20 protein-coding genes are annotated in these 21,018 nt (G+C 60.6%); 12 read left to right on the top strand and 8 right to left on the bottom strand.

Features of this window, described 5'->3' with window-relative positions:
* The first annotated feature begins 243 nt into the window (after window positions 1–243).
* Entirely contained in the window at window positions 244–855 is a 612-nt protein-coding gene (locus RIdsm_RS27110) for an acyltransferase (RefSeq protein ID WP_057817055.1), read from the top strand.
* A 111-nt stretch (window positions 856–966) separates the two neighbouring features.
* Here the strand turns inward: RIdsm_RS27110 and RIdsm_RS27115 are convergent, their stop codons facing one another.
* Genes RIdsm_RS27115 through RIdsm_RS27135 form a run of 5 tightly spaced genes read right to left on the bottom strand, consistent with a single transcriptional unit; the run spans window position 967 to window position 7,168 of the window.
* Window positions 967–2,574 (bottom strand): acyl-CoA carboxylase subunit beta, encoded by a 1,608-nt coding sequence (locus RIdsm_RS27115; RefSeq protein ID WP_057817057.1) that lies wholly within the window; start codon window positions 2,572–2,574, stop codon window positions 967–969.
* Window positions 2,575–2,576: 2 nt separating this feature from the next.
* Complete coding sequence (locus RIdsm_RS27120) at window positions 2,577–3,092, bottom strand: acyl-CoA carboxylase biotin carboxyl carrier protein subunit (RefSeq protein ID WP_057817059.1); 516 nt, start codon at window positions 3,090–3,092, stop codon at window positions 2,577–2,579.
* The gene (locus tag RIdsm_RS27125; protein WP_057817061.1) at window positions 3,080–4,549 is read right to left on the bottom strand and encodes an acetyl-CoA carboxylase biotin carboxylase subunit; all 1,470 of its coding nucleotides are present in this window, start codon (window positions 4,547–4,549) and stop codon (window positions 3,080–3,082) included. Before RIdsm_RS27125 ends, RIdsm_RS27120 begins: the two co-directional genes overlap by 13 nt.
* Window positions 4,550–4,561: 12 nt before the next feature.
* Complete coding sequence (locus RIdsm_RS27130; protein ID WP_057817063.1) at window positions 4,562–6,361, bottom strand: acyclic terpene utilization AtuA family protein; 1,800 nt, start codon at window positions 6,359–6,361, stop codon at window positions 4,562–4,564.
* A 21-nt stretch (window positions 6,362–6,382) separates the two neighbouring features.
* Window positions 6,383–7,168, bottom strand: a complete 786-nt coding sequence (locus tag RIdsm_RS27135; protein ID WP_074940518.1) for an enoyl-CoA hydratase-related protein — start codon at window positions 7,166–7,168, stop codon at window positions 6,383–6,385.
* 133 nt (window positions 7,169–7,301) lie between these two features.
* Between RIdsm_RS27135 and RIdsm_RS27140 the strand changes: the two genes are divergently transcribed.
* From RIdsm_RS27140 to RIdsm_RS27165, 6 genes are read left to right on the top strand one after another with little or no spacing between them, the layout of a single operon-like run.
* Window positions 7,302–8,516, top strand: coding sequence for an acyl-CoA dehydrogenase family protein (locus RIdsm_RS27140; protein WP_057817287.1), 1,215 nt, complete (start codon window positions 7,302–7,304; stop codon window positions 8,514–8,516).
* 13 nt (window positions 8,517–8,529) lie between these two features.
* Entirely contained in the window at window positions 8,530–9,729 is a 1,200-nt protein-coding gene (locus RIdsm_RS27145) for an acyl-CoA dehydrogenase family protein (protein ID WP_057817065.1), read from the top strand.
* An 11-nt stretch (window positions 9,730–9,740) separates the two neighbouring features.
* The gene (locus RIdsm_RS27150; protein ID WP_057817067.1) at window positions 9,741–10,595 is read left to right on the top strand and encodes an SDR family NAD(P)-dependent oxidoreductase; all 855 of its coding nucleotides are present in this window, start codon (window positions 9,741–9,743) and stop codon (window positions 10,593–10,595) included.
* The gene (locus RIdsm_RS27155; protein ID WP_057817069.1) at window positions 10,588–11,391 is read left to right on the top strand and encodes an enoyl-CoA hydratase-related protein; all 804 of its coding nucleotides are present in this window, start codon (window positions 10,588–10,590) and stop codon (window positions 11,389–11,391) included. Before RIdsm_RS27150 ends, RIdsm_RS27155 begins: the two co-directional genes overlap by 8 nt.
* Window positions 11,392–11,403: 12 nt before the next feature.
* Window positions 11,404–11,886, top strand: a complete 483-nt coding sequence (locus tag RIdsm_RS27160) for a PaaI family thioesterase (RefSeq protein WP_057817071.1) — start codon at window positions 11,404–11,406, stop codon at window positions 11,884–11,886.
* A complete protein-coding gene (locus RIdsm_RS27165) occupies window positions 11,886–12,287 on the top strand; it encodes a PaaI family thioesterase (RefSeq protein WP_057817073.1) in 402 nt (133 codons plus the stop codon). Before RIdsm_RS27160 ends, RIdsm_RS27165 begins: the two co-directional genes overlap by 1 nt.
* Here the strand turns inward: RIdsm_RS27165 and RIdsm_RS27170 are convergent.
* Window positions 12,269–13,507 (bottom strand): TetR/AcrR family transcriptional regulator, encoded by a 1,239-nt coding sequence (locus RIdsm_RS27170; protein WP_236553275.1) that lies wholly within the window; start codon window positions 13,505–13,507, stop codon window positions 12,269–12,271. The two genes, RIdsm_RS27165 and RIdsm_RS27170, sit on opposite strands and share 19 nt — an antisense overlap.
* A gap of 253 nt (window positions 13,508–13,760) precedes the next feature.
* Between RIdsm_RS27170 and RIdsm_RS27175 the strand changes: the two genes are divergently transcribed.
* The 5 genes from RIdsm_RS27175 to RIdsm_RS27195 all read left to right on the top strand — a co-directional run bounded on the left by RIdsm_RS27175 (window position 13,761) and on the right by RIdsm_RS27195 (window position 18,610).
* Window positions 13,761–14,522, top strand: a complete 762-nt coding sequence (locus tag RIdsm_RS27175; RefSeq protein WP_057817077.1) for a glucose 1-dehydrogenase — start codon at window positions 13,761–13,763, stop codon at window positions 14,520–14,522.
* Window positions 14,523–14,635: 113 nt separating this feature from the next.
* Window positions 14,636–16,573: an AMP-binding protein gene (locus tag RIdsm_RS27180; RefSeq protein ID WP_057817079.1), complete on the top strand. Its 1,938-nt coding sequence runs from the start codon at window positions 14,636–14,638 to the stop codon at window positions 16,571–16,573.
* Entirely contained in the window at window positions 16,570–17,424 is an 855-nt protein-coding gene (locus tag RIdsm_RS27185) for an SDR family oxidoreductase (RefSeq protein WP_057817081.1), read from the top strand. Before RIdsm_RS27180 ends, RIdsm_RS27185 begins: the two co-directional genes overlap by 4 nt.
* Complete coding sequence (locus RIdsm_RS27190; RefSeq protein WP_057817083.1) at window positions 17,408–18,133, top strand: helix-turn-helix domain-containing protein; 726 nt, start codon at window positions 17,408–17,410, stop codon at window positions 18,131–18,133. The genes RIdsm_RS27185 and RIdsm_RS27190 overlap by 17 nt, the downstream gene beginning before the upstream one ends.
* Window positions 18,134–18,154: 21 nt before the next feature.
* Window positions 18,155–18,610 (top strand): PaaI family thioesterase, encoded by a 456-nt coding sequence (locus tag RIdsm_RS27195; RefSeq protein WP_057817085.1) that lies wholly within the window; start codon window positions 18,155–18,157, stop codon window positions 18,608–18,610.
* 64 nt (window positions 18,611–18,674) lie between these two features.
* Here the strand turns inward: RIdsm_RS27195 and RIdsm_RS27200 are convergent, their stop codons facing one another.
* On the bottom strand, window positions 18,675–19,241 hold the full coding sequence (locus tag RIdsm_RS27200; protein ID WP_057817087.1) for a flavodoxin family protein: 567 nt from the start codon (window positions 19,239–19,241) through the stop codon (window positions 18,675–18,677).
* Window positions 19,242–19,471: 230 nt separating this feature from the next.
* Window positions 19,472–21,010: a class I adenylate-forming enzyme family protein gene (locus tag RIdsm_RS27205; RefSeq protein WP_057817089.1), complete on the bottom strand. Its 1,539-nt coding sequence runs from the start codon at window positions 21,008–21,010 to the stop codon at window positions 19,472–19,474.
* Between the last annotated feature and the right edge of the window lie 8 nt (window positions 21,011–21,018).

A 21,018-nucleotide genomic window follows, 5' to 3' on the forward strand; every position in this document is an offset into this window, starting at 1 on the left:
CCCAAGTTCGGTCAGGCCACCCTGATCGGTCCGCAAGCCTATTTTCTACCATTTGTTAGATTTTAAATCCTATCCTTCGGCAGTGTCAATATCGCCGAGTTGTGACGTAGGGTGCTTGCGCTATTTTCTAACTTGTGTTTGTTTTCGGGCCACACGCCCTGATCGGCGGCACAATTGAGGGATTCTGGTCCCGGCGCAACCGCTGACAAGCGTTTAGCACTCAGCTTACGAAAGGTGATCGGAATGGCATACTGTTATGAGTTCAAGGGTTTTATACCCGTCGTGCCCGAGGATACATATGTCCAACCCCAGGCCGTTCTGATCGGAAATGTCATCTTGGGTCATGGATGCTACATCGGCCCCGGAGCAAGCTTGCGGGGCGATTTCGGCAGGATCGTGATCGGCGATGGAGCCAATGTTCAGGACAATTGCATCATCCATTCCTTTCCCGGCCGCGACGCCGTGGTGGAAAGCGACGGCCACATCGGCCATGGCGCGATCCTGCACGGTTGCACAGTGGGCCGGAACGCTCTGGTCGGAATGAATTCCGTCATTATGGATGGTGTAGAGCTTGGGGCGGAATCGATTGTCGGCGCGCAGGCGTTTGTGCGTGGCGAAACCGTGATTCCGCCGCGTTCGATGGTGGTGGGATCGCCGGCAAAGGTGATCCGCGAGGTCAGCGAGAAAGAAATCGCGTGGAAAACGCGCGGCACCGCGGAATACCAGCAACTTGCGCGCGACTGTCTGGCCGGATTGACGCCGGTCGAGCCGCTGAAGGCGGTCGAGGCAGACCGGCCCGGCATGGCGGCCTCTGACGTCGTCTCCATTCAGGAGGCGCGGCGGACATCGTCCTGACCTGTCTGGGCACCGGACCGGACAGGACTGCTTCAGATTCCGAAAGCGCCAGATGAAAGCGCCTTGACGCGGAACGGCGCTCCCCGACCCGGTGAGCCGTCCCTCAAGCCTTTACAGACGGAAGATCCCGTAGTGCGGATCGTCGATCGGTGCGTTGAGCGAGGCAGAAATCGACATGCCGAGCGCGTTGCGTGTGTCCGCCGGGTCGAGTATACCATCGTCCCACAATTCCGAGGTCGAGGTATAGGCTTCGACATCGCGCTTGTATTTTTCCAGCACCGGCTCTCGGATCGCGGCGATTTCTTCTTCGGTCAACTCTTTGCCTTCGCGCTGAAGCTGCCGAATCTTGACGTCCGCCATGGTGTTGGCGGCCTGATCCGCGCCCATCACGCCGATTTCGGCCTGGGGCCACATGAACAGCGTGCGCGCATCCCAGGCCCGCCCACACATGCCGTAATTGCCGGCCCCGTAAGACGCATTGGCGATCACGGTGAACTTCGGCACGACCGAGCCGCCCTGCGCCATCAGCATCTTGGCGCCGTCCTTGGCGATGCCGCGTTCTTCGTATTCGCGGCCGACCATGTAGCCGGTGATGTTCTGGAAGAAGACCAGAGGCGTCCGGTTCTGGTTGCAAAGCTGCATGAAATGCGCGGCCTTGAGCGAGCTGTCGTTGAACAGCACCCCGTTGTTGGCAAGAATGCCGACCTTGTAACCCCAGATATGGGCAAAGCCGCACACCATCGTGGTGCCATAGTCGGGCTGATACTCGTGAAAGCGTGAACCGTCCACGATCCGGGCCAGAACCTCGCGCATGTCGAACTGGGTTTTCCGGTCTTTTGGAACGATCCCGTAGAGTTCTTTGGGGTCATAGTAAGGCTCTTCATAGGCCGCGGTTTCGATGATCGTTTTCGGCGTGCGCTTCCACTGGCCGACAATCTCGCGGGCCAATGAAAAGGCGTGTTGTTCGGTCGCGGCGCGATAGTCGCCGGTGCCCGATACCGAGGTGTGCATGACCGCGCCGCCAAGCTCCTGAACGCCGACCTCTTCGCCGGTAGCCGCCTTGACCAGCGGGGGACCGCCAAGGAAAATCGCCCCTGTGCCTTCGATGATGATGTTGTAGTCGCTCAGCGTCGGCACATAGGCGCCGCCAGCCGTGCAGTGACCGCCGACCACGGCAATCTGCGGGATATTGGCCTGGCTCAGCTTGACCTGGTTGCGGAACACCCGCCCGCCCAGATACCGGTCGGGAAACACCCCGTGCTGCAGCGGCAGGAAACCGCCCGCGCTGTCGCAGATATGGATGACCGGCAGACGGTTTTCCAGCGCGACATCCAGTAGGCGCACGATCTTTTTCACGGTATGCGGATACCAGGCACCGCCCTTGACGCTGGCATCGTTAGCGTGGATGGCGACCTCGCGGCCTTGCACGATGCCGATCCCCGTAACCACGCCTGCGCCGGGCACCACCCCGTCGTATTCACGACAGGCCGCCAAGGTTGAAAATTCCAAAAACGGAGTGCCGGGGTCCAGCAGCAGTTCCAGCCGCTCGCGCACGCCCAGCTTGTTCTGGCGGGCAAGGCGGTCGATATCGCGTTGCGGACGTTCGAAACGCGCCGTGTGCTGGCGAGCGTGGAATTCCTTCAGCCGTTCAGACATGGCGGCGAAATTTGCCTTGTAGTCGGCGGCATTGGTGTCGATCTGACTTTCAATTCTGCGCATGGTCACTCCTCCTCCGGAGCCAATTGGGCCAGGATGTCTTTCAGACCAAAACTGTCGCCTTCGGCGAATGGCATTTCGGCAACGACCCCGTCGCGCGGCGCCGTCAGTGTGGTTTCCAACTTCATGCTTTCGATCACCAGAAGCGGCTGGCCTTCTTCAACCGCATCGCCGGGTTTAACCGCAACTGACACCACGACACCCGGCATGGGCGCCACCAATCGGTCGTCGCTCGCGCCACCGTCGCTTCCGGCCAGGCGTTCGGCGGGATCAACCCGCCCGACTTCGTAGGTTCGCCCGTCCATGTGCAAAAAAGTTGCTTCCGGCCCCACGGCCAGTCGCAATTCGCGCACAACACCCTTGGCCCGCAGCTTGTAACCGCCCGGCAGACCCGTCGGGTCCAATTGGCAGGCAACAGCGCCAGTGGGGGTATTGAGCACGAACCGGCTGCCATCATGACCCAGCCAGCAATCAGTCTCTTCTCCGTCGATCTGAAAAATCCGTTGCATCAGTTTCTCCACCCGCCCATCTTGCGGTACATTTCCGGTATCTGCATTACGTCACTCACCAGGCGCTCGTCCGATAGGGCCGCCGCCGCTATCAGCAAGTCAGAGACATCTTCGCCCGGCGCGGTCAGCGTTTCGGATTGTTCAGCCAGGAAGCCAGTTGATACGTCACCAGAGGCGAAATCCGGATGTGCAAGTATTGCATCCAGGTAACCGGTGTTGGTCGTCACCCCGAGAATTACATAGTCTTGCACCGCTTGCCGCGCGAGGGCGATGGCCTGCGCGCGATCCGGGCCATGCACGATCAGCTTGGACAACATCGGGTCGAAGTCGGTTGTCACCTTGCCGCCGTCCAGAATGCCGCTGTCCACGCGGATCCCCTCGCCCATGGGTTCGTCCAGCAGCAGGATATCCCCGATCGCGGGGCGGAAATCGGCGGTCGCATCCTCGGCGCAGATGCGCAGTTCGATCGAGTGTCCGGTTTGGGGAATATCCACCTGCGCGGCGCTCAAGCCCTTGCCTGCCGCGATGCGCAGCTGCTCGGCAACCAGATCGAAGCCGGTCACCATCTCGGTCACCGGATGTTCGACCTGAAGGCGGGTGTTCATTTCCAGGAAATAAAAGGCCCCGTCCTGCGCATAGATGAATTCAACGGTCCCTGCCCCGCGATAGTTGACGGCGCGGGCAATTCCGGCAGCGGTTTCGCAGATCTCACCCCGTTGCTCGGGGGTCAGCGCCGGAGAGGGCGTTTCCTCGATAATCTTCTGGAACCGGCGCTGGATCGAACATTCGCGTTCCCAGAAATGGACCACGTTGCCTTGCCCGTCGCCCATCACCTGCACCTCGATATGGCGCGGGCGTTCGATATAGCGTTCGACAAACAGGCGGCCGTCACCGAAATACCGTTCGCCTTCGCGGCGCGCGGTTTCGATTTCGGTCTCCAGCGTGCTGTCTTCGCGTACGACGCGCATGCCCTTGCCGCCACCCCCGGCCGAGGGCTTGATGAGCAGCGGATAGCCAACGGCGCGGGCGCGTTCGACAAAGCTCGCCGGATCATCATCCTCGATCGCCGAGGGGGCGACGGGAAACCCGCGTTCCTCGACAAAGGCACGGGCGCGGACCTTGTCCCCCATCAGGTCGATGACCTCGGACGTCGGGCCGACAAAGGTCACTCCGGCTTTTTCCAGCGCCGCGACAAAACCGGCATTCTCTGACAGAAAGCCATAGCCGGGATGAACCGCGTCCGCGCCGATCCCTTTGGCGGCTTCGACGATCTGAGGAATATCGAGATAGGCGGCCACGGGCGTCGGGCCGTCGATCATCACGACCTCATCTGCGATCAGATGCGCCGGCCCCTCTTGCTCGGCGACATGACGCAACACGGCCGTCGCAAGCCCGCGGGCCTTGGCGGTGCGCAACACGCGCGCCGCGATCTCACCCCGATTGGCGACCAGGAGTTTCGAAATGGTCATGGTGTCGTCCTCTTAGTTCGGGTTCGCGGCATTCAGTCCGTCACGTGCGGCCAGATCGGCTGGCACGGGAATTTCGATATCAAGCAGCATCTGCGCGAACCCTTTGCCCTGCGGGTCTATGCGGACCGAGGCGATGCCGCCACCGCCAAGCGATTCATGCAACAGGAAATTCAGCGAATGGCTTCCAGGCAAGTCGAACCGTTCTACCCTGCCGTCGCAGACATGGGCGAAATAGTCCTTCACCACCTCTTCGCTGAGAGCCGAGCGGATGTATGGCAGGTAGTCCGGCTTGCGCGCGAGGATGCCGATATTGGCGATGTCCCCCTTGTCGCCCGAGCGGCCCCAGGCCAGATCGACGAGGCGGACCTTGACAACGTCCGGACCGGGCTCGCGGCTATCTGCGGGCGGTGCGGCAGGCGGATCAAGGTGGACTGGCGTGGCGGCCACGCGCACGGGCACATCCTTGCCGTCGACTTCGACCGCGACGGGGGTCTCGGCCTTGCTCTGAAGGAAGGAAAATAGACGGACCACCGGCTGCACCTTTGGCCGTCCGGCGAAGAACCCGGTCAGACCCTGCGCGGTCGAAATCGCCATCGGTGCGATTTCGCCGGCAAAGATGTTCAGCGCGGCGCGATCGTCATGGACCGCGCCGATCTTGAGCACCACCTCGCGGGTCCGGGCGCGCGCATTTGCGCCATAGGCCGCCTCGGCCCCCAGCACCTCGACGCTGACCTGCCGGAAATCTCCAATGTTGCGGTCGCGGAAAATCCGGCGACAGCGGGTCAGGATCGCCTCGGCCACACGTTCGGCCTTGGCGGGTGCGTCAATCGCGGCCAGTGTCAGGGTAGAGACCGCGCGCCAGCCATCGGCATGGGTCGCCGACACCTTGTAGCTGTCGGTGCGCCCAAGCCCCCTGCCGCCCTTGACCAGCACCCGGTCGGGTCCGACCTGTTCTAGGGTGACCCCGGACCAGTCGCAGATCACGTCGGGCAACAGGTAGGCGCGCGGGTCCCCGATTTCATAGAGCATCTGCTCTCCGACTGACCCGGGCACGACCAGCCCGCCGGTGTCAGGCGTCTTGGTTATGATGAAACTGCCGTCTTCGGACACCTCGACGATGGGCATGCCCATATTGTCCCAACCCGGCACGTCCTGCCAGTCGGTGAAGTTGCCGCCCGTTCCCTGGGGGCCGCATTCGATCAGGTGGCCGGCCAGCGATCCCTGGCTGAGCTTGTCCCAGTCATCGTCGCCCCAGCCGTATTCATGCATCAGGGGACCAAGCGCGACCGCGCTGTCCGCGCAGCGTCCGGTGATCACGATGTCGGCCCCGGCATCCAGCGCGGCAGCGATGGGGCGGGCACCCAGATAGGCATTCATGCTCCAAATGTCGTCTGGAAATTCGTTACCCGAGAACATTTCCGTCTGACCATTTTTGCGAATTTCATCGGCCCTAGGCAACAGGTCATCGCCCAGCACGACTCCGATGGACAGATCGATCCCGGCCTGGGCGGCGGCTTTGGCAAGCGCATCGCTGCAGCCACGCGGGTTCACGCCCCCGGCATTGGCAACGACCTTGATCCCTTTTGACTTGATATCCGGCAACCAGGGTGCCAGCGCCTTGACGAAGTCCGGCGCATAGCCCGACTCGGGCGCTTTGGCGCGGGCCCGCGCCATCAGCGACATTGTCACCTCTGCCAGATAGTCAAACACCAGATAGTCGATCTCGCCCTTTGAGACCAGTTGACCGATCGCTTCCGGCGTATCGCCCCAGAAGCCCGACGCGCATCCGATGCGCAGCTTTCGTTCCGACATATTCCTCTCCTCCCCGCTTGATCAGCGGCCCGTCCATTCGGGTTTGCGCTTCTCAATAAAGGCATCGAAGCCTTCGCGCGCGTCTTCGGTCTGCGCCACACGCGGTAACAGTGTTTCTGCAAACCGCATCTGCTGCGGATAGGTCATATCCTCCATCGCGTGACAGGCGTATTTTCCCAGCCGGATCGCGCTCGGCGACTGCGCAGCAATCTGGACAACCAGTTCTGCAACCTTGTCGTCCAACCCCGCGGCATCGGTCACATAGTTAACCAGATTGAACTGCAGGGCTTCCTCGGCCGTCAGAGGAACGCCGGTGATGAACATCTCCATCAGCCTCCGCCGGGGCAGCACGCGCATCATGGGTGGCACGATCGTCATGGGAAACAGACCCACCTTCACTTCCGGCGTTCCGATGCGGGCATGATCCGCCATCACAGCCAGATCGCAGGCACAGATGATGCCCGCTCCCGCCCCCATCGCGACGCCATTGATGCGCGCGATCGTTGGCTTTCGGCACGCCTGTATCGTCTCGAACAACCTTCCGGCAAAATGATCCGGGTCCGCCGGATCCTGAACAAACGGGCCGCCATCCGCCCCCGCCTTGATGTCGCCCCCGGCACAGAAGGCGCGCTCGCCCTCGCCGGTCAGAACGATCACGCGGCAATCGCTGTCCCTCTCGGCAGCACATATGGCGGCCATGATCCCGTCTGCGACCTCACGGTTGAGGGCATTTCGATTGTCAGGACGTCGAATCGTGATACGCACTTCTTTGCCGCGCGCCTGCGATTGAACAACGTTCTCAGTCATTTCCGAAGCTCCCCCCTGTATTCTGACCACCGCGCTTTCTTACGTCAGGTCGTCAAAAGCTTGGCTTGATCTATTTTCTAACATGTGTTTGATTTTGGTCAACACTGCGGACGACATTTTTCGGGAGGATGATATGACCACTCAAAGTGAGGCCATCGCGGCTGATCTGGAAGCCATCAGGGCGAACTATTCTTTGACCGATGAGCAGCGCCAGATCGTCGATCACGTGGATCGGGTATCTCGCGAGGTGCTGCACCCGCTGCAGTCGCGTATGGATGACGAGGAATGGTGGCCCGATGATCTGTTCAAGCAGATGGGCGAGCTGGGCCTGCTGGGGATTACCGCGCCGGAGGAGCTGGGCGGATCGGGACAGACCGAGTTCACCCAGGCGCTGGTGTCCGAGGTGATTTCGAAGTGGAATCCGGCTGTGGGCCTCTCGCACGGGGCGCATGACAACCTGTGCCTGAATAACCTGCTGCGCAACGGCTCCGAAGAGCAGGTGAAGAAATATGTGCCGGGTCTTTGCTCGGGCGACCTAGTTGGTGCTTTGGGCCTGACCGAACCGGGTGCGGGATCCGATGCGCTCGGATCCATGGCCACCACTGCCCGCCGCGACGGTGATGATTATGTCATCAACGGTTCGAAGATTTACATCACCAACGGCCCCATTGCCGATGTGATCCTGCTTTATGCCAAAACCGACAAGTCGAAGGGCGCCAAGGGCATTTCTGCTTTCATCATCGAGACGGACAATCCCGGTTTCAAGGTGGCGCAAAAGCTTGACAAAATGGGCTTCCGCGGCTCGCCAACCGGAGAACTGGTGTTTGAGGATTGCCGCGTACCCGCATCCGCCATGGTTGGACCGGAAAACACCGGCGTTTCGGTGGTAATGAGCGGACTGGATCTGGAGCGTGCTATGGTTGCCTCAGTCTGCGTTGGCATGGCCGAACGCGCCCTGGAGCTGGGACTGGAATACGCCAAGATTCGCGAACAATTCGGCAAACCGATTGCAAGTTTCCAGATGATGCAGTCGAAACTGGCCGAGATCTACACCGAGGTCGAAACCGCGCGTGCCTTCAGTTATCGTGCGCTGGCCGCCTGTACCGGCCTGCCAAAAGGGGCCGGGGGCCGCGGCGAAATCCACAAACTGACCGCAGCGGCCTGTCTTTATGCCGGCGAGGCATTCAACAAGGCGGTGACCGAAGCCTGCCATATCCATGGCGGCTCTGGCTACATGCAGGACACCGAAATCAACCGGCTGTTCCGCGCCAACAAGCTGCTGGAAATCGGCGCGGGTACAAGCGAAGTCCGCAAGATCATCATTGCCGAAGAACTTTTGCGCGCCTGAGGGAGACGAGACAATGAACAAGCAACTGCGCAACGACACCGCTCTGCCAACACATTTCATGACGGACGAACAGCAGGCCCTGGCCGATCAGGCCGGCAAGTTCTTTATGTCCGAGTTCCACCATCTGAACGCGGAAATGGACGACACCGACGATCTGCCCCCTTCGGTTTTCCCCAAGCTGGGCGAAATGGGATATCTCGGCCTGAACGTGCCGCCGGAATTCGGCGGTGCCGGGCTCGATTTTACCTCGGCCTGTATCATCACCGAGGAAATGTCTCGGGCCTCGGCGGCCATCGGACTGACCCATGTGGCCCATGACAATTTGTGCGTCAACAACATCTATCGCAACGCCAATGACGAGTTGCGCCGAAAATACCTGCCGGGCCTGTGCAACGGCACGCTGATCGGCGCCCTGGGCCTGACCGAACCCGGCGCGGGGTCTGATGCGCTTGGCTCGATGCGGACCACGGCCAAACAGGATGGCGACGACTACATACTGAACGGCGCCAAGATCTACATCACCAACGGACCGATTGCCGATCTGGTCCTAGTCTATGCCAAGACCTCGCCGGAAAAGGGCGCCAAGGGTATTTCCGCCTTTATCGTGGAAACCGACACGCCGGGTTTTAAGGTGGCGCAGAAGCTCAACAAGATGGGATTCCGCGGCTCGCCGACGGGCGAACTGGTATTCGAAGATTGCCGCGTTCCGGCCAGAAACATGGTCGGCAAGCTGGATGGCGGGGTTGCCGTTACCATGTCCGGACTTGATCTGGAACGTGCCATCGTCTGTTTCAACGCTCTGGGCATTGCGCAGCGGGCGCTGGATATTTCCATCGATTACGCCAAGACACGCCAGCAATTCGGCAAACCGATCGCCAGTTTTCAGATGGTGCAGGCGATGCTGGCCGACATGTATACCCAGATCGAGGCGGCGCGCAGCCTGTCCTTACGCACCGCGGCCATGTGTGAGGGCCTCGAAGAGGGCGCAGGCGGGCGCGGCGAAATCCACAAGCTCACCGCTGCGGCAATCTACAAGGCTGCCGAGGCGACATCCTTCGTTCTGGACAAGGCCGTCCAGATTCACGGCGGCTCGGGCTACATGCGTGACACCGAGGTGAACCGGCTTTATCGGACAGGTCGCGTGCTTGAGGTCGGCGCGGGCACCCAGGAGGTGCGCAAGCTTATCATCTCTGGCGAATTGCTGAAGAACTGAGGGGTAGCATCATGAGCGAACTGAAATCACGGCGCTATGCGCCGGATCTCATGGCGGGCCAGGTTGCCCTGGTCACAGGCTCCGGCTCTGGAATGGGCCGGGCGACGGCGATCGAAATGGCCTCTTGCGGGGCTAGGCTTGCGCTGTTCGCGCGCCGCGAAGAGCCGCTGGAAGAGACCGCCGAAATGATCCGCGCAGCGGGTGGCGAGGCCCTCGTGGTGTCCGGCGACATCCGCGACGAGAACAGCATCGAAGTGGCCATGCAGCGCATCAAGGACCATTACGGGCAGCTTGACGTGCTGGTGAACAATGCCGGCGGCCAGTATATCGCGGCCGCCCGCGATATCACCAACAAGGGCTTCGAAGCCGTGATCCGCAACAACCTGATCGGGTCTTGGCAGATGACCCGGGCAGCGGCGGATCACTTCATGTACGAAAATGGTGGATCGGTTGTGTTCGTCACCGCCATCTCGGCGCGCACCGCGCTTACCGGCTTTACACACACCGTCGCCGCCCGCGCCGGTGTGACGGGCATGATGAAAACGCTGGCCGCCGAATGGGGCGAGTACGGCATCCGGCTGAACTGTGTCGCGCCCGGCACGATCAAGACCGATGCGCTTGGCCGCTATCCGATTCCGCCGGAACAGTGGAAACAGCTGAACCGCTCGGTGCTAAACCGGATGGGGGCGGCCGAGGACATCGCAGGCACGATCATTTTCCTGGCCTCGAAACTTGGCGGTTTCATCACCGGAGAAGACATTTATGTAGACGGCGGTGAGACCTTGCATATGGGTCATGACGCGCGGGACATGATCAACCCCGCGATGTTCGAGAAACGCGAACGGGGAGATGGCAAGAATGAGTAAACACCCAGTCCTTCTGGAGATTTCCGACAGGATCGCCACGGTTACGCTGAACGACCCCGAGCGGCGAAACCCGGTCACCGGAAACGACATGATCGCTGCCCTTCTGGAGACCTTCGCCAAGGTGCAGGCCGATCCTCAGGTCAGCGTTATGATCATGACCGGTGCCGACCCGGCCTTTTGTGCCGGCGGCGACATCAAGGAGATGAACGATCCCGACAGTGTGTTCCGCAAGGAACCGCTTGCGGCGGCGCAGAGCTATGTCGATGGGGTGCAGCGGCTGCCGCTTGCGCTCTACAACATGGATATTCCGACGATCGCCGCAGTCAACGGCCCGGCGGTGGGCGCGGGTTGCGACCTGACCATGATGTGCGACATGCGCATCGCGTCGGAGAGGGCGAAGTTCGGCGAGGTGTTTCTGAATCTCGGGATCATTCCAGGCGATGCAGGCAGCTGGTTTCTGTTGCGTCGTCTGGGTCACCAGAAGGCCGCCGATCTGACCTTCTCGGGACGTATGGTCGAGGCCGAAGAGGCGCTGGAGCTTGGCATGGTGCTTGAACTTGTGCCCCATGAAGAATTGATGGCACGGGCCCGCGAACGGGCCGCCGTCATCGCAGCGAAACCACCGCGGGCGGTGCGCGTCGCCAAGCGTCTGATGCGCAACGCCGAACGGATGGATCTACCGGACTTCCTGAATTCTGCGGCGGCTTATCAGGCGCTCATGCATCAGACCGAAGACCACCACGAGGCGGTTGCTGCGTTCGTCGAAAAACGAAAACCCAACTTCACGGGGCGTTAAAGGAAAGATCGCATGTCAGACATCACCCAAAAGAAGATGGAGCGGATCGCGCAGATGTGGAATGCGAGCGGCAAGGGTCTTATTACGCATATGGCGCTTGAGATCGAAGAGGTTTCGACCGAAGGCGTTCGGGTTCGGATGCCGTTCAATCCGGACTTTTGCGTCGATGCGGAACAGACACTGCTCCATGGTGGTATCCTGACGGCTCTTCTGGACAGTGTCTTTGGATTGGCTAACTTTGTCGCCATCGAAGGCGTCAGCACCATGGCCACTCTTGATCTGAGAGTTGATTACCTGCGCCCTGCTCGTTCGCGCGCGGATGTCATCGTTCAGGCGCATTGTTTTCGCCAGACCCGCCACATCGCCTTCAATTCCGGCAGCGTCTGGTTCGAGGGCCATGATAATGCTGAAATCGCCCGTGGAACCGCCTCGTTTGCATTGACGCGCGGCGAAACCAGCCTGTTTGACGCAATGACAAAAGGAAAAACCTCGTGATGGACGTGCAAACTGTCAATGCCAATGTATCCCGGGTGCCGTTCTTCCGATTTCTCAACTTTGAGGTCAGAAGTCTAGACAGTCTCCATGCTGAGGCGGAAATGACCTTTGATGACCGCCATATCGGTAACCCGATCATGGAGTACTACCATGGCGGCATAATTGCGAGTTTTATGGAGGCCACTGCCGCCATCGCGGTACAGCCCGATTTCGCCGACGTTCCGGCCAAGCCGATCAACCTAACCGTCGATTACCTCAGACCCGGTGTGAAGGGATCGCTTTTTGCCCGCGCCAATGTCACGCGCAAGGGCAATAGGATGGCGAGCGTCAGCGTGCTCAGCTGGCAGACGGATCGGGAAAAGGCGGTTGCCGAAGGGCTGTATCACTTCCTTCTGGTCTGACCGGGGCAACCGCTTTCAGGGCTACCTTGTCCTGTGGACGGGGCCGCTTCCCGGTTACAAATGCCTTCCAGTAACAGATTGATGAGCATGCTGGAGAATTCAGGCAGTGATAGATATCCTTGCACTCCTGCCTTGTTCGGGTCGAACCATTCCACCGTCCAGTTTAAGGCACCCAACATCACCTGGCGCAAGGGGACGATCTTGATATCCGACCGTATGGCACCGTCGTCCTGAGCTTCACGGAGTATCCGATCCCAGAGTTTTCCATACTCATGGCGAATACCCCTGTGCCTCTCCCTGAAATGATTGGGGAGCATTCCATAGCTTCTGATATTCGCCGAGGTGAATTCGCTTGCCTTGAAGAGGAAATCCAGGTGCGCCCAGATTGCAGTCGCTATCCTGGTGTGATGATCGTACGGGGCATCGAATTTCCGAACGGCGGCTTCGACACCTGATAGCAAGTCCCTCAGTCCGGCGTTTAGAATTTCGTCAATGATCGCGTCCTTGGAGTTGAAATGGTAATAGACGCTGCCCGCTTTCATGTCCGCTTCTTCCGCGATCTTTCTCAGCGTGGTCGCCTTGTAGCCATTGTCCCTCAGAACGCGCGCTGCGGCCTTTAGGATTTCTGCACGGGTCTTGGCCGCCTTGCCGTCGGGATACGGGATTTTCGCAGGAGTGGCGGGGCACAGCATCAAGCCTTCGGTATCCGCCTTGCGATGCAGACACATTCCATCAAGTATCAGCTTACTCAATCGTTCCGCGAGGATGCGCACCGGATACTTTGCGATATTATACCATTCCACAGTCCAGTTCATGGCACTCAGGATGAATTGGCGAATGACTGTTGTGGATATGTCATTTCGGAGGTGACCGTTGCGTTTGGCGTCATTCAGGAATTTGCCCCAGGCACCCGCATATGATGCACGCAATTCGCGATGCGGGGTGCGTGTTTCGTCCGACAACATCGGATAGTTCCGAATATTGGCTGACGTAAAGTCGCTGTCGGTCAACAGGTAGGTAAGGTGTGTTTCAATCAGCAGTCCGAAAGTCTTGCGAAAATCCTCCGAACTTGTCGGTGCCGACCGAACGATTTCACTGACCGCCTGATAAAGTTGGCGGACGCCAAGATCGAGAACTTCGCTCAGAATCTGGTCCTTGGATTGAAAATGATAATAAATGCTGCCGGCCTCAATGCCAGCTTCCTGCGCGATGTCGCGCATGGTCGTTGCGTGATAGCCTTCATACCGAAAAAGTCGCGCAGCCGCCGAAAGGATACCCTCACGTGTCCTCCCAGACTTGTTCAAGTCTTCGCTCAGTGTCCTGGATGGGTCAGTCTTGTGTACCATTCCATTTCGATACTTGCGGGACACGAGACTGTCCATTGCATTAATTCTAACAAATGTTAGAATAGTGCAAGGAACGTTCCGAATCAAGTTCTTTGCCAAGATGATAACGGAAGAGGAGGACCTCCATATGCGAGGGTTGAGTGGAAAACGCGTGATCGTGACCGGCGGCGGCAGCGGCATCGGGCGCGCGGTGTGCGAACGGTTCGGCGAAGAAGGTGCCGAGATTGCGATCTTTGACATGAGCGAAGACGGGGCGAAGGAAACGGTTCGCCTGATCACCGAGGCCGGCGGCAAGGCGCAGGCCTTCAAGGTGGACATCACCGACCGTGCCCAGGTCGACATGGCTGTAGCCGAGTTCGAGGCCGGGGGTCCGGTCGATGTGCTGGTGAACAATGCCGGCTGGGACGTGATCAAACCGTTCCTCGACACCGATCCCGACCTTTGGAAGAAGGTCATCGACATCAATCTTTACGGTCCGCTGAATATGCATCACGCGGTGCTTCCGGGCATGGTCAAGAACGGGGGCGGCCGTGTGGTCAACATCGCGTCCGACGCCGGACGCGTCGGATCATCTGGCGAAGCCGTGTATTCGGCCTGCAAGGGTGGCATCATCTCGTTTACCAAGACCGTAGCGCGCGAACTTGCACGCAAAGGTATTCAACTGAACGCGGTCGCCCCCGGACCGACCGACACGCCATTGTTCGCTCAGGTTGCTGAGGGCGAGGCAGGTCAGAAGATCGCCGAGGGTCTCAAGCGGGCGATTCCGATGAAGCGCCTGGCGCAGCCGACAGATTACCCAGGCATTATCTGTTTTCTGTCGTCCGACGACGCGGGATTCATCACCGGTCAGGTGATTTCGGTTTCGGGCGGCTTGTCCATGCACGGCTGAAGCCATGACAGCAGCGCCGGACACAAGGCGTTGCTGCCAAACCGTGCCAAGAGTTACCTCCCCGACTGGCCGCGCCTTTTGTGCGGCCCTTTCTCATTCTAGAAAGGTTGCGAATGTTTCAGCCAGGCTCTGAAATCCAGCGGACAAGCACGCTGACCGCATTTCTGAAAGACTGTGGAATTCACAGTTACGAGAAGCTCGTCCGCCGTTCGAATGAAGACCCAGACTGGTTCTGGGGCCGGATCATCGACCATGCCGGGATACGGTTCGCGCGGCCCTACAGCCGGTTGCGAGATATCTCCACAGGGCCTGAATCGATCAGATGGGCCGTGGAAGGTACGTTGAATCTGACGGAAACCTGTCTTGACGCCCGAATTGCCGATGGCCTGGGTAACAAGGTCGCTATCGACTGGGTCGGCGAAGACGGAAGCCGCCGCCGCTGGAGCTATTGCAACCTTGCCGCCGAAGCCTCCCGCGTCGCCTCGGCCCTTGCCACGCGCGGTGTAAGGCCCGGTCAGGCGGTGGGCATCTATATGCCGATGATCCCCGAAATCGAGGCCGCGCTTCTGGGTATTGCCCGGCTGGGCGCGGTTGCGGTGCCGCTGTTTTCCGGTTTTGCGCCCCATGCCATCGTATCGCGCCTGAACGACGCGGATGCCGTGGCGGTGTTGACGGCGGATGCCACACCCCGGCGAGGCAAGCCGGTCTGGATGGAGGCGAGCCTCGCCCAGGCTTTGACCGACCTGCCATCGGTTCATACCGTGATCAGCCTGCGACGGTTCGGCGGTGCGGTGGCCGATCCGGCCCGCGATCTGGACTGGACCGAAACAGTGGGCCGCGCCAGTCCGGAGTTTGCCGCCGTTCCCGTCAGTGCCGATGACACCTTTCTGATCGCCTATACGTCAGGCACCACCGGACGGCCCAAGGGCGTCGTGCATACCCATCTGGGCGTGCAGGCCAAGGCCACGGCCGATTTCCTGCTTTGCCTCGACATGAAACGGGACGACCGGCACCTCTGGATGACTGACATGGGGTGGGTCATGGGGCCGCTCACCCTTTTGTCGGTGCTCTTGTCCGGTTCGACTCTGGTGCTGGCCGAAGGCGCACCATCAATGCCCGGCGATCCCTTCAGGCTGCTGCGTCTTGCGTCCGATATGGAGGTCACGCATCTTGGTGTGGCTCCGACCCTGGTACGGCAGTTCATGACGCAGGATACTGAACCTTTGTTGGGCTACGACCTGTCGCCCCTGCGCATTGTCGCCTCGACCGGTGAACCCTGGACCGACGATGCCTGGCTTTGGCAACTGGATCATATCTGTAGCCGCCGCGCGGTGCCGCTGAACATCTCGGGTGGGACCGAGCTTTTTGGCGCGATCCTTACCTCGACCGTGCTGCATGAAATCAAGCCCGGCGGATTTTCGGCCCAGGCCCTGGGTGTCGGCGCCAAGGTGCTGCGTGAAGACGGCAGCGAAGCCGCACCGGGCGAGGTCGGCGAACTGGTCGTGACCCAGCCGCCTCTGGGTCTGACCCCGGCCATCTGGGGGGACCGCGATCGCTACCTTGAAACCTACTGGTCCACCTTCCCCGGCCTCTGGCGGCACGGCGACTGGGTGCGCTGCGATCCGGACGGGACATGGTATATCCTGGGCCGGTCGGACGACACGCTGAACATCGCCGGCAAACGCATCGGCCCGCCCGAGATCGAGGCGGCCCTGACCGAAACCGGAGAGGTGGTGGACGCCGCTGCCATCGCGGCACCTGATGACATCAAGGGCGTGGCCGTCGTCTGCGTCTGCGTGGCGGCACCAAATGTGTCGCCGGACGCGGAGCTCGTGAACCGGCTCAAGGATCGTGTCGGAGAGATCGTCTCGAAACCCTTCCGCCCGCGCGAGATCCACTTTGTCGAAGCGCTGCCCAAGACCCGCAGCATGAAAACCATGCGCCGTGTCGTGCGCGCCGCCTTTCTCGGTGAAGATCCGGGCGATCTGTCGTCGATCAGCAACCCGGAAACCATTCAGCCCATCGCAGACCTGCAAAAGGAAAAGTCATGATCACTGTTTTCGGAGCCACGGGCACGACTGGCGCGCCCCTCGTCGATACGCTTATGGCAAAAGGCGCGACCGTGCGCGCTGTCACCAGCGACCCCTTCAAGTTAGACGCGCTAAAAGCCAAAGGATGCGAGGCGGTCGCAGCGGATTTCACGGACCCTGCCGCGCTGGCGCGGGCCTGTGACGGGGCGGAAAAGATATACCTGGTCACGCCTGCCCATCTGGACATGCGTCAGTGGAAGGCGAACGTGATCGAGGCGGCCAAGGCCGCGGGCGTGCGCCATATCGTTGTGGCCACGGGGCTTGGCGCGTCGCCCAAGGCGGGGCTGACCTTTGGAAAGTGGCATTCCGAAACCCAGGAACTGCTGAAGCAAAGCAGCCTTGACTGGACTTTTGTCCAGCCGACCTATTTCATGCAGAACCTGCTGTGGCAGGCCGGCAACATTGCAAAGGACGCCGTGTACTATGACGACGTGGGCGGACCCGTGGCCTGGATCGACGCTCGCGACATCGCGGATGTCGCCGCCGAGGCGCTGACCGCTCCGGGGTACGAAGGCAAGGCTCTTGGTCTGACCGGGCCCGAAGCTCTTGCAGGGGATGACATCGCGGCCCTTCTGTCCGGAGTGACGGGACGAACAGTGTCGTGCGTGTCCCTTTCGGCCGAGGATGCCAGGGCGGGCATGGTGGCCGGCGGAATGCAGGACGAGGTCGCCGGGGCCATGGTCGAACTGGCCTCTATCGCGCCCAGGGGCTACCTAGCCGGCATCGAGACCACGGTCAGCGAGGTGCTGGAGCGCCCGGCGCGCCGATTTGCCGATTTCGTCACCGAGAACCGGGATGCTTTCGTCAAGTAACCTGATGGCGGCGCCGCTTTATCTCGAACTGGCGCCGCCTGAGGAAGCGGCCACTGAGATCGATCATCTGTTCGTGTTTCGCGATACCGGTGTGCTGAGCGGTGGTGGACGCGGGCGGTTCGCAACCGACCTCTTTACCCTTTCGGTAACGCGCGACCACAGCGGCGGGGCGCGTGTATCGCTGGCGCCACCGCGCTCGGGTTTCACTCTCCGCCCAAGGCCATTCCATGGTGTCGTGGCCGGGCTGAGGTTGTCGTCACGACCGAAGCACTTACCCGACTCCAAAGGGCTGGACATGCTGGCCGCAGAACTGGCCCGGGTTCAGATCGGGGACGGTGACCTGCCCGCGCTCATCGCAGTGCTTGACGGCCTCGCGAGAGACCTGCGCTTTGCCGCACCAACCGGAGCTTACAGCGACCGGACCAAACGTCGAAAGGTGCGGGCGGAAACCGGCGTGTCGCGGCGGCGGCTTGCGACCTTGCGACGCTTTCGCCGGGCTCTCGGGCAGCTTGCGTCAAAGACCCTGCCGCTGAGCGATCTGGCGCTGGACGCCGGATATTACGATCAATCTCACTTGTCCGCCGCTTGCCGGATCTTCGCCGACAAACCGCCCGGCGCGTTGCGCGCTCTGTCTATTCCGCGTCGTTTTGACCTTTCGCTACAAGATACGCGCCTCAAAGACCGCCTAAGATTGGTCATTGACGAATGAAATCGAAGAGGAAGACCCGCCATGACGCAATTCAAACCGAAAAACCCCGACTATGACGCACGCGTGCGCGACAGTTTCGATCGCCAGAAGGTGATGAACACGTTGGGGATCAGCATTGCCGAGCTATCGCCCGGCCGCATTGTTCTGGAGATGGCACATGAGGATGCCCTGACCCAGCAACATGGGTTTTTGCATGCCGGAATCGTGTCGACAGCGCTGGACAGCGCCTGCGGATACGCGGCCTTTTCGCTGATGCCCGCAGAAGCGGCCGTTTTGACAGCCGAATTCAAGATCAACCTGCTCAACCCGGCGGACGGCGAACGGTTTCGCTTCGTCGCTGACGTGGTGAAACCAGGCAGGACGCTGACCATATGCGAGGCGCGTGCCTATGCCGTGAAGGGCCAGGATGAAAAGCTCGTCGCAACGATGACCGGAACGCTCATGGCGCTGGTCGGGCGGGCCGGGGTCGCGGGCTGAGCGTAACCCGACCGCGGCGCATCCGGGCGGTCGGGTCGATTATTCGGCCAGCTGGATCAGCTGTTCAGCGGCTCGCGACCTCGGCCAACCGTTTCCCGTAGGCGCGCGCGGTATCCAGATCGCCGCCAGTCGGGTATTCCTCGGGGGCGCTGTCAGAGGGGGCAATCGCCAGAAGGCCGGAATACCCGCCCGTCCAGTTCAGCTTTTCCGGACCGTCGGCCTTGGTGTTGGATGGCATCAGGCCCACGCCGCACCAAAGCTGGCCGTGCTGTTGCGACAGGGTGATGAAATACTGGATGGTCGAGAATTTATCGCCATTGACCGTGGCCGAGGTGGTAAACCCACCAGCAATCTTGTCCTTCCAGTTCTGCGTGAACCAGGGCTTCGAGCTGGCGTCGGCGAATCTCTTGAACTGCCATGCAGGGCCGCCCATGTAGGTCGGGCTGCCGTAGACGATGGCATCGGCCGCATCGAGCGCGGCCCAGGCCGCATCGTCAAGCTCTCCGTCGTCTGGTAATTTCAACAGATTGACCTCCGTGCCATCGACGCCCTTGGCACCTTCGGCAACGGCTTTGGCCTGAACGTCCGTATGGCCATATCCACTGTAGTAGACAATCGCGACTTTCGTCATGGTTCGGTACACCTTCTGATTGGAATCGGAATAACACCGACTTAGGATGAGCAGTTACAAAAAGAAAGCTGATCGTTTTTTTGGAACCCTCATTTCGGTCTGGGGCGAAACCTGCTACGGAGCGTGTACTTTACGCGTAAATATCTGAATAATATTGATAATCCAGTGATTTTGGGCGACGGGACGCAGCTGTTGTGATCGCAGTCGCACAGGCTTTTTGCGCGCGATTGCTATTGGCTGCGCGCCTTTTCATCAGCGATCCTGATCTCGAGCATATGGTGCTGGATCTTGCCGCTGGTCGATCTGGGAAAGTCCTCTAACGCGATGAAGCGAATTTCGCGCGGTCGCTTATAGCCAGCCAGGCTTTCGCGGCACAAGTTCAGCAGCGCCTCGGCATCCGGCCCGTCATCGTCAAAGGCAACAAAGGCCACCGGGCTTTCCCCCCATTTCGCGTCGAAGGCCCTGACCACGGCGGCATCGATCACATCGGGATGCGAAAGAAGCACACGTTCGATTTCCGCCGGATAGACGTTTTCACCTCCGGTCTTGATCAGGTATTTCGCCCGATCCACAAAGTCGAGGCTGCCGTCCGCATTGCGCCGGAACAGATCGCCCATGTGGAAAAAGCCGTTGCGAAAATCGCGGGCGTTGGTGTCGTCGGCGTTCCAGTACCCGGAAAACAAAGTCGGGCCCCGCACAGCCATTTCGCCCGGCGTTCCATCCGCCACGTCGCGGTCGTCGGGATCGACCAGCCGAACCTCGCAAAACGCGCTTATGCGCTTGGAAAGCCGGTCCGGGGTCACACCCGGCGCAATCAGATCGGCGGTTCCCGGCGGCAGGCCGGTTTCAGTTGCGCCGAAGGAATTCAGATAGGGCGTGTCCAGAAGGGCCGTCAGTTCGGCGATCTGATGCGGCGGCACCAGATCGGCCATTGCGCCACAAACCTTGATCCCCTTCAGCGGCAAAGGGTTGGCGCGTCGTTCTGCGATAAAGGCGTCCAGCGCACCGGGCATCATCACGAACCAGCCGATCCGGTGGCGCGACAACGCCTCGTTGATGACCGCAGGCAGCAAACCGTCTACCATCACCACGGTTCCGCCCCGAAGGACCGTCGCCAGCGCATGATCAGTGGACGCCATGTGGAACATAGGTGCCCAGGCGATGAACCCGTCACAGGGATCCAGTGCCAGCTGCGCGGCAAAAGCCATGGAGCGGGCGATATGCGCGCGGTGGCTGATGAGCGCCCCTTTGGGCAGACCCGTAGTCCCCGAGGTATACAAGATCGTCAGACCAGCCTCTGGATCGTCGACCATGGTCCCGATGCGCGGGTCTTGCTCGGCCCCGGCAATGGCCGTTTCCAGGTCTGGCCCGATGGTCAGACAGGGTGTCGACGCGACGGCGTGATACATTTCTGAAAAGTCCGGTTCGACGATCGCGAGCACCGGCTCGACCAGATCGATGCAGTGCCACAGTTCATCGGGGGCAAGCCGCCAGTTCAGGCAAGCGACAATCGCGCCAATTCCTGCCGCTGCCAGTTCGACCTCCAGGTACTCCGAGCGGTTATGCGACAGAATCGCGATCCGGTCGCCGGGCGCCACGCCCCTGGCCAGAAACACGGCAGCCAGACGATCGACCCTCCCCAGCAATTCGGCATAGCTCAGTCTCTTGCTGCCGTCCTCGATGGCCAGATCCCCCGCGCAATCCTGTGCGCGGGTTCGAAAGATCGAATAAAGGTCGGCGCGTCCTGCACGCGAAACTTCGGTCAGCATGGTCTCCC

Source organism: Roseovarius indicus (genome assembly GCF_008728195.1).
In the GTDB taxonomy this organism is placed as follows: domain Bacteria; phylum Pseudomonadota; class Alphaproteobacteria; order Rhodobacterales; family Rhodobacteraceae; genus Roseovarius; species Roseovarius indicus.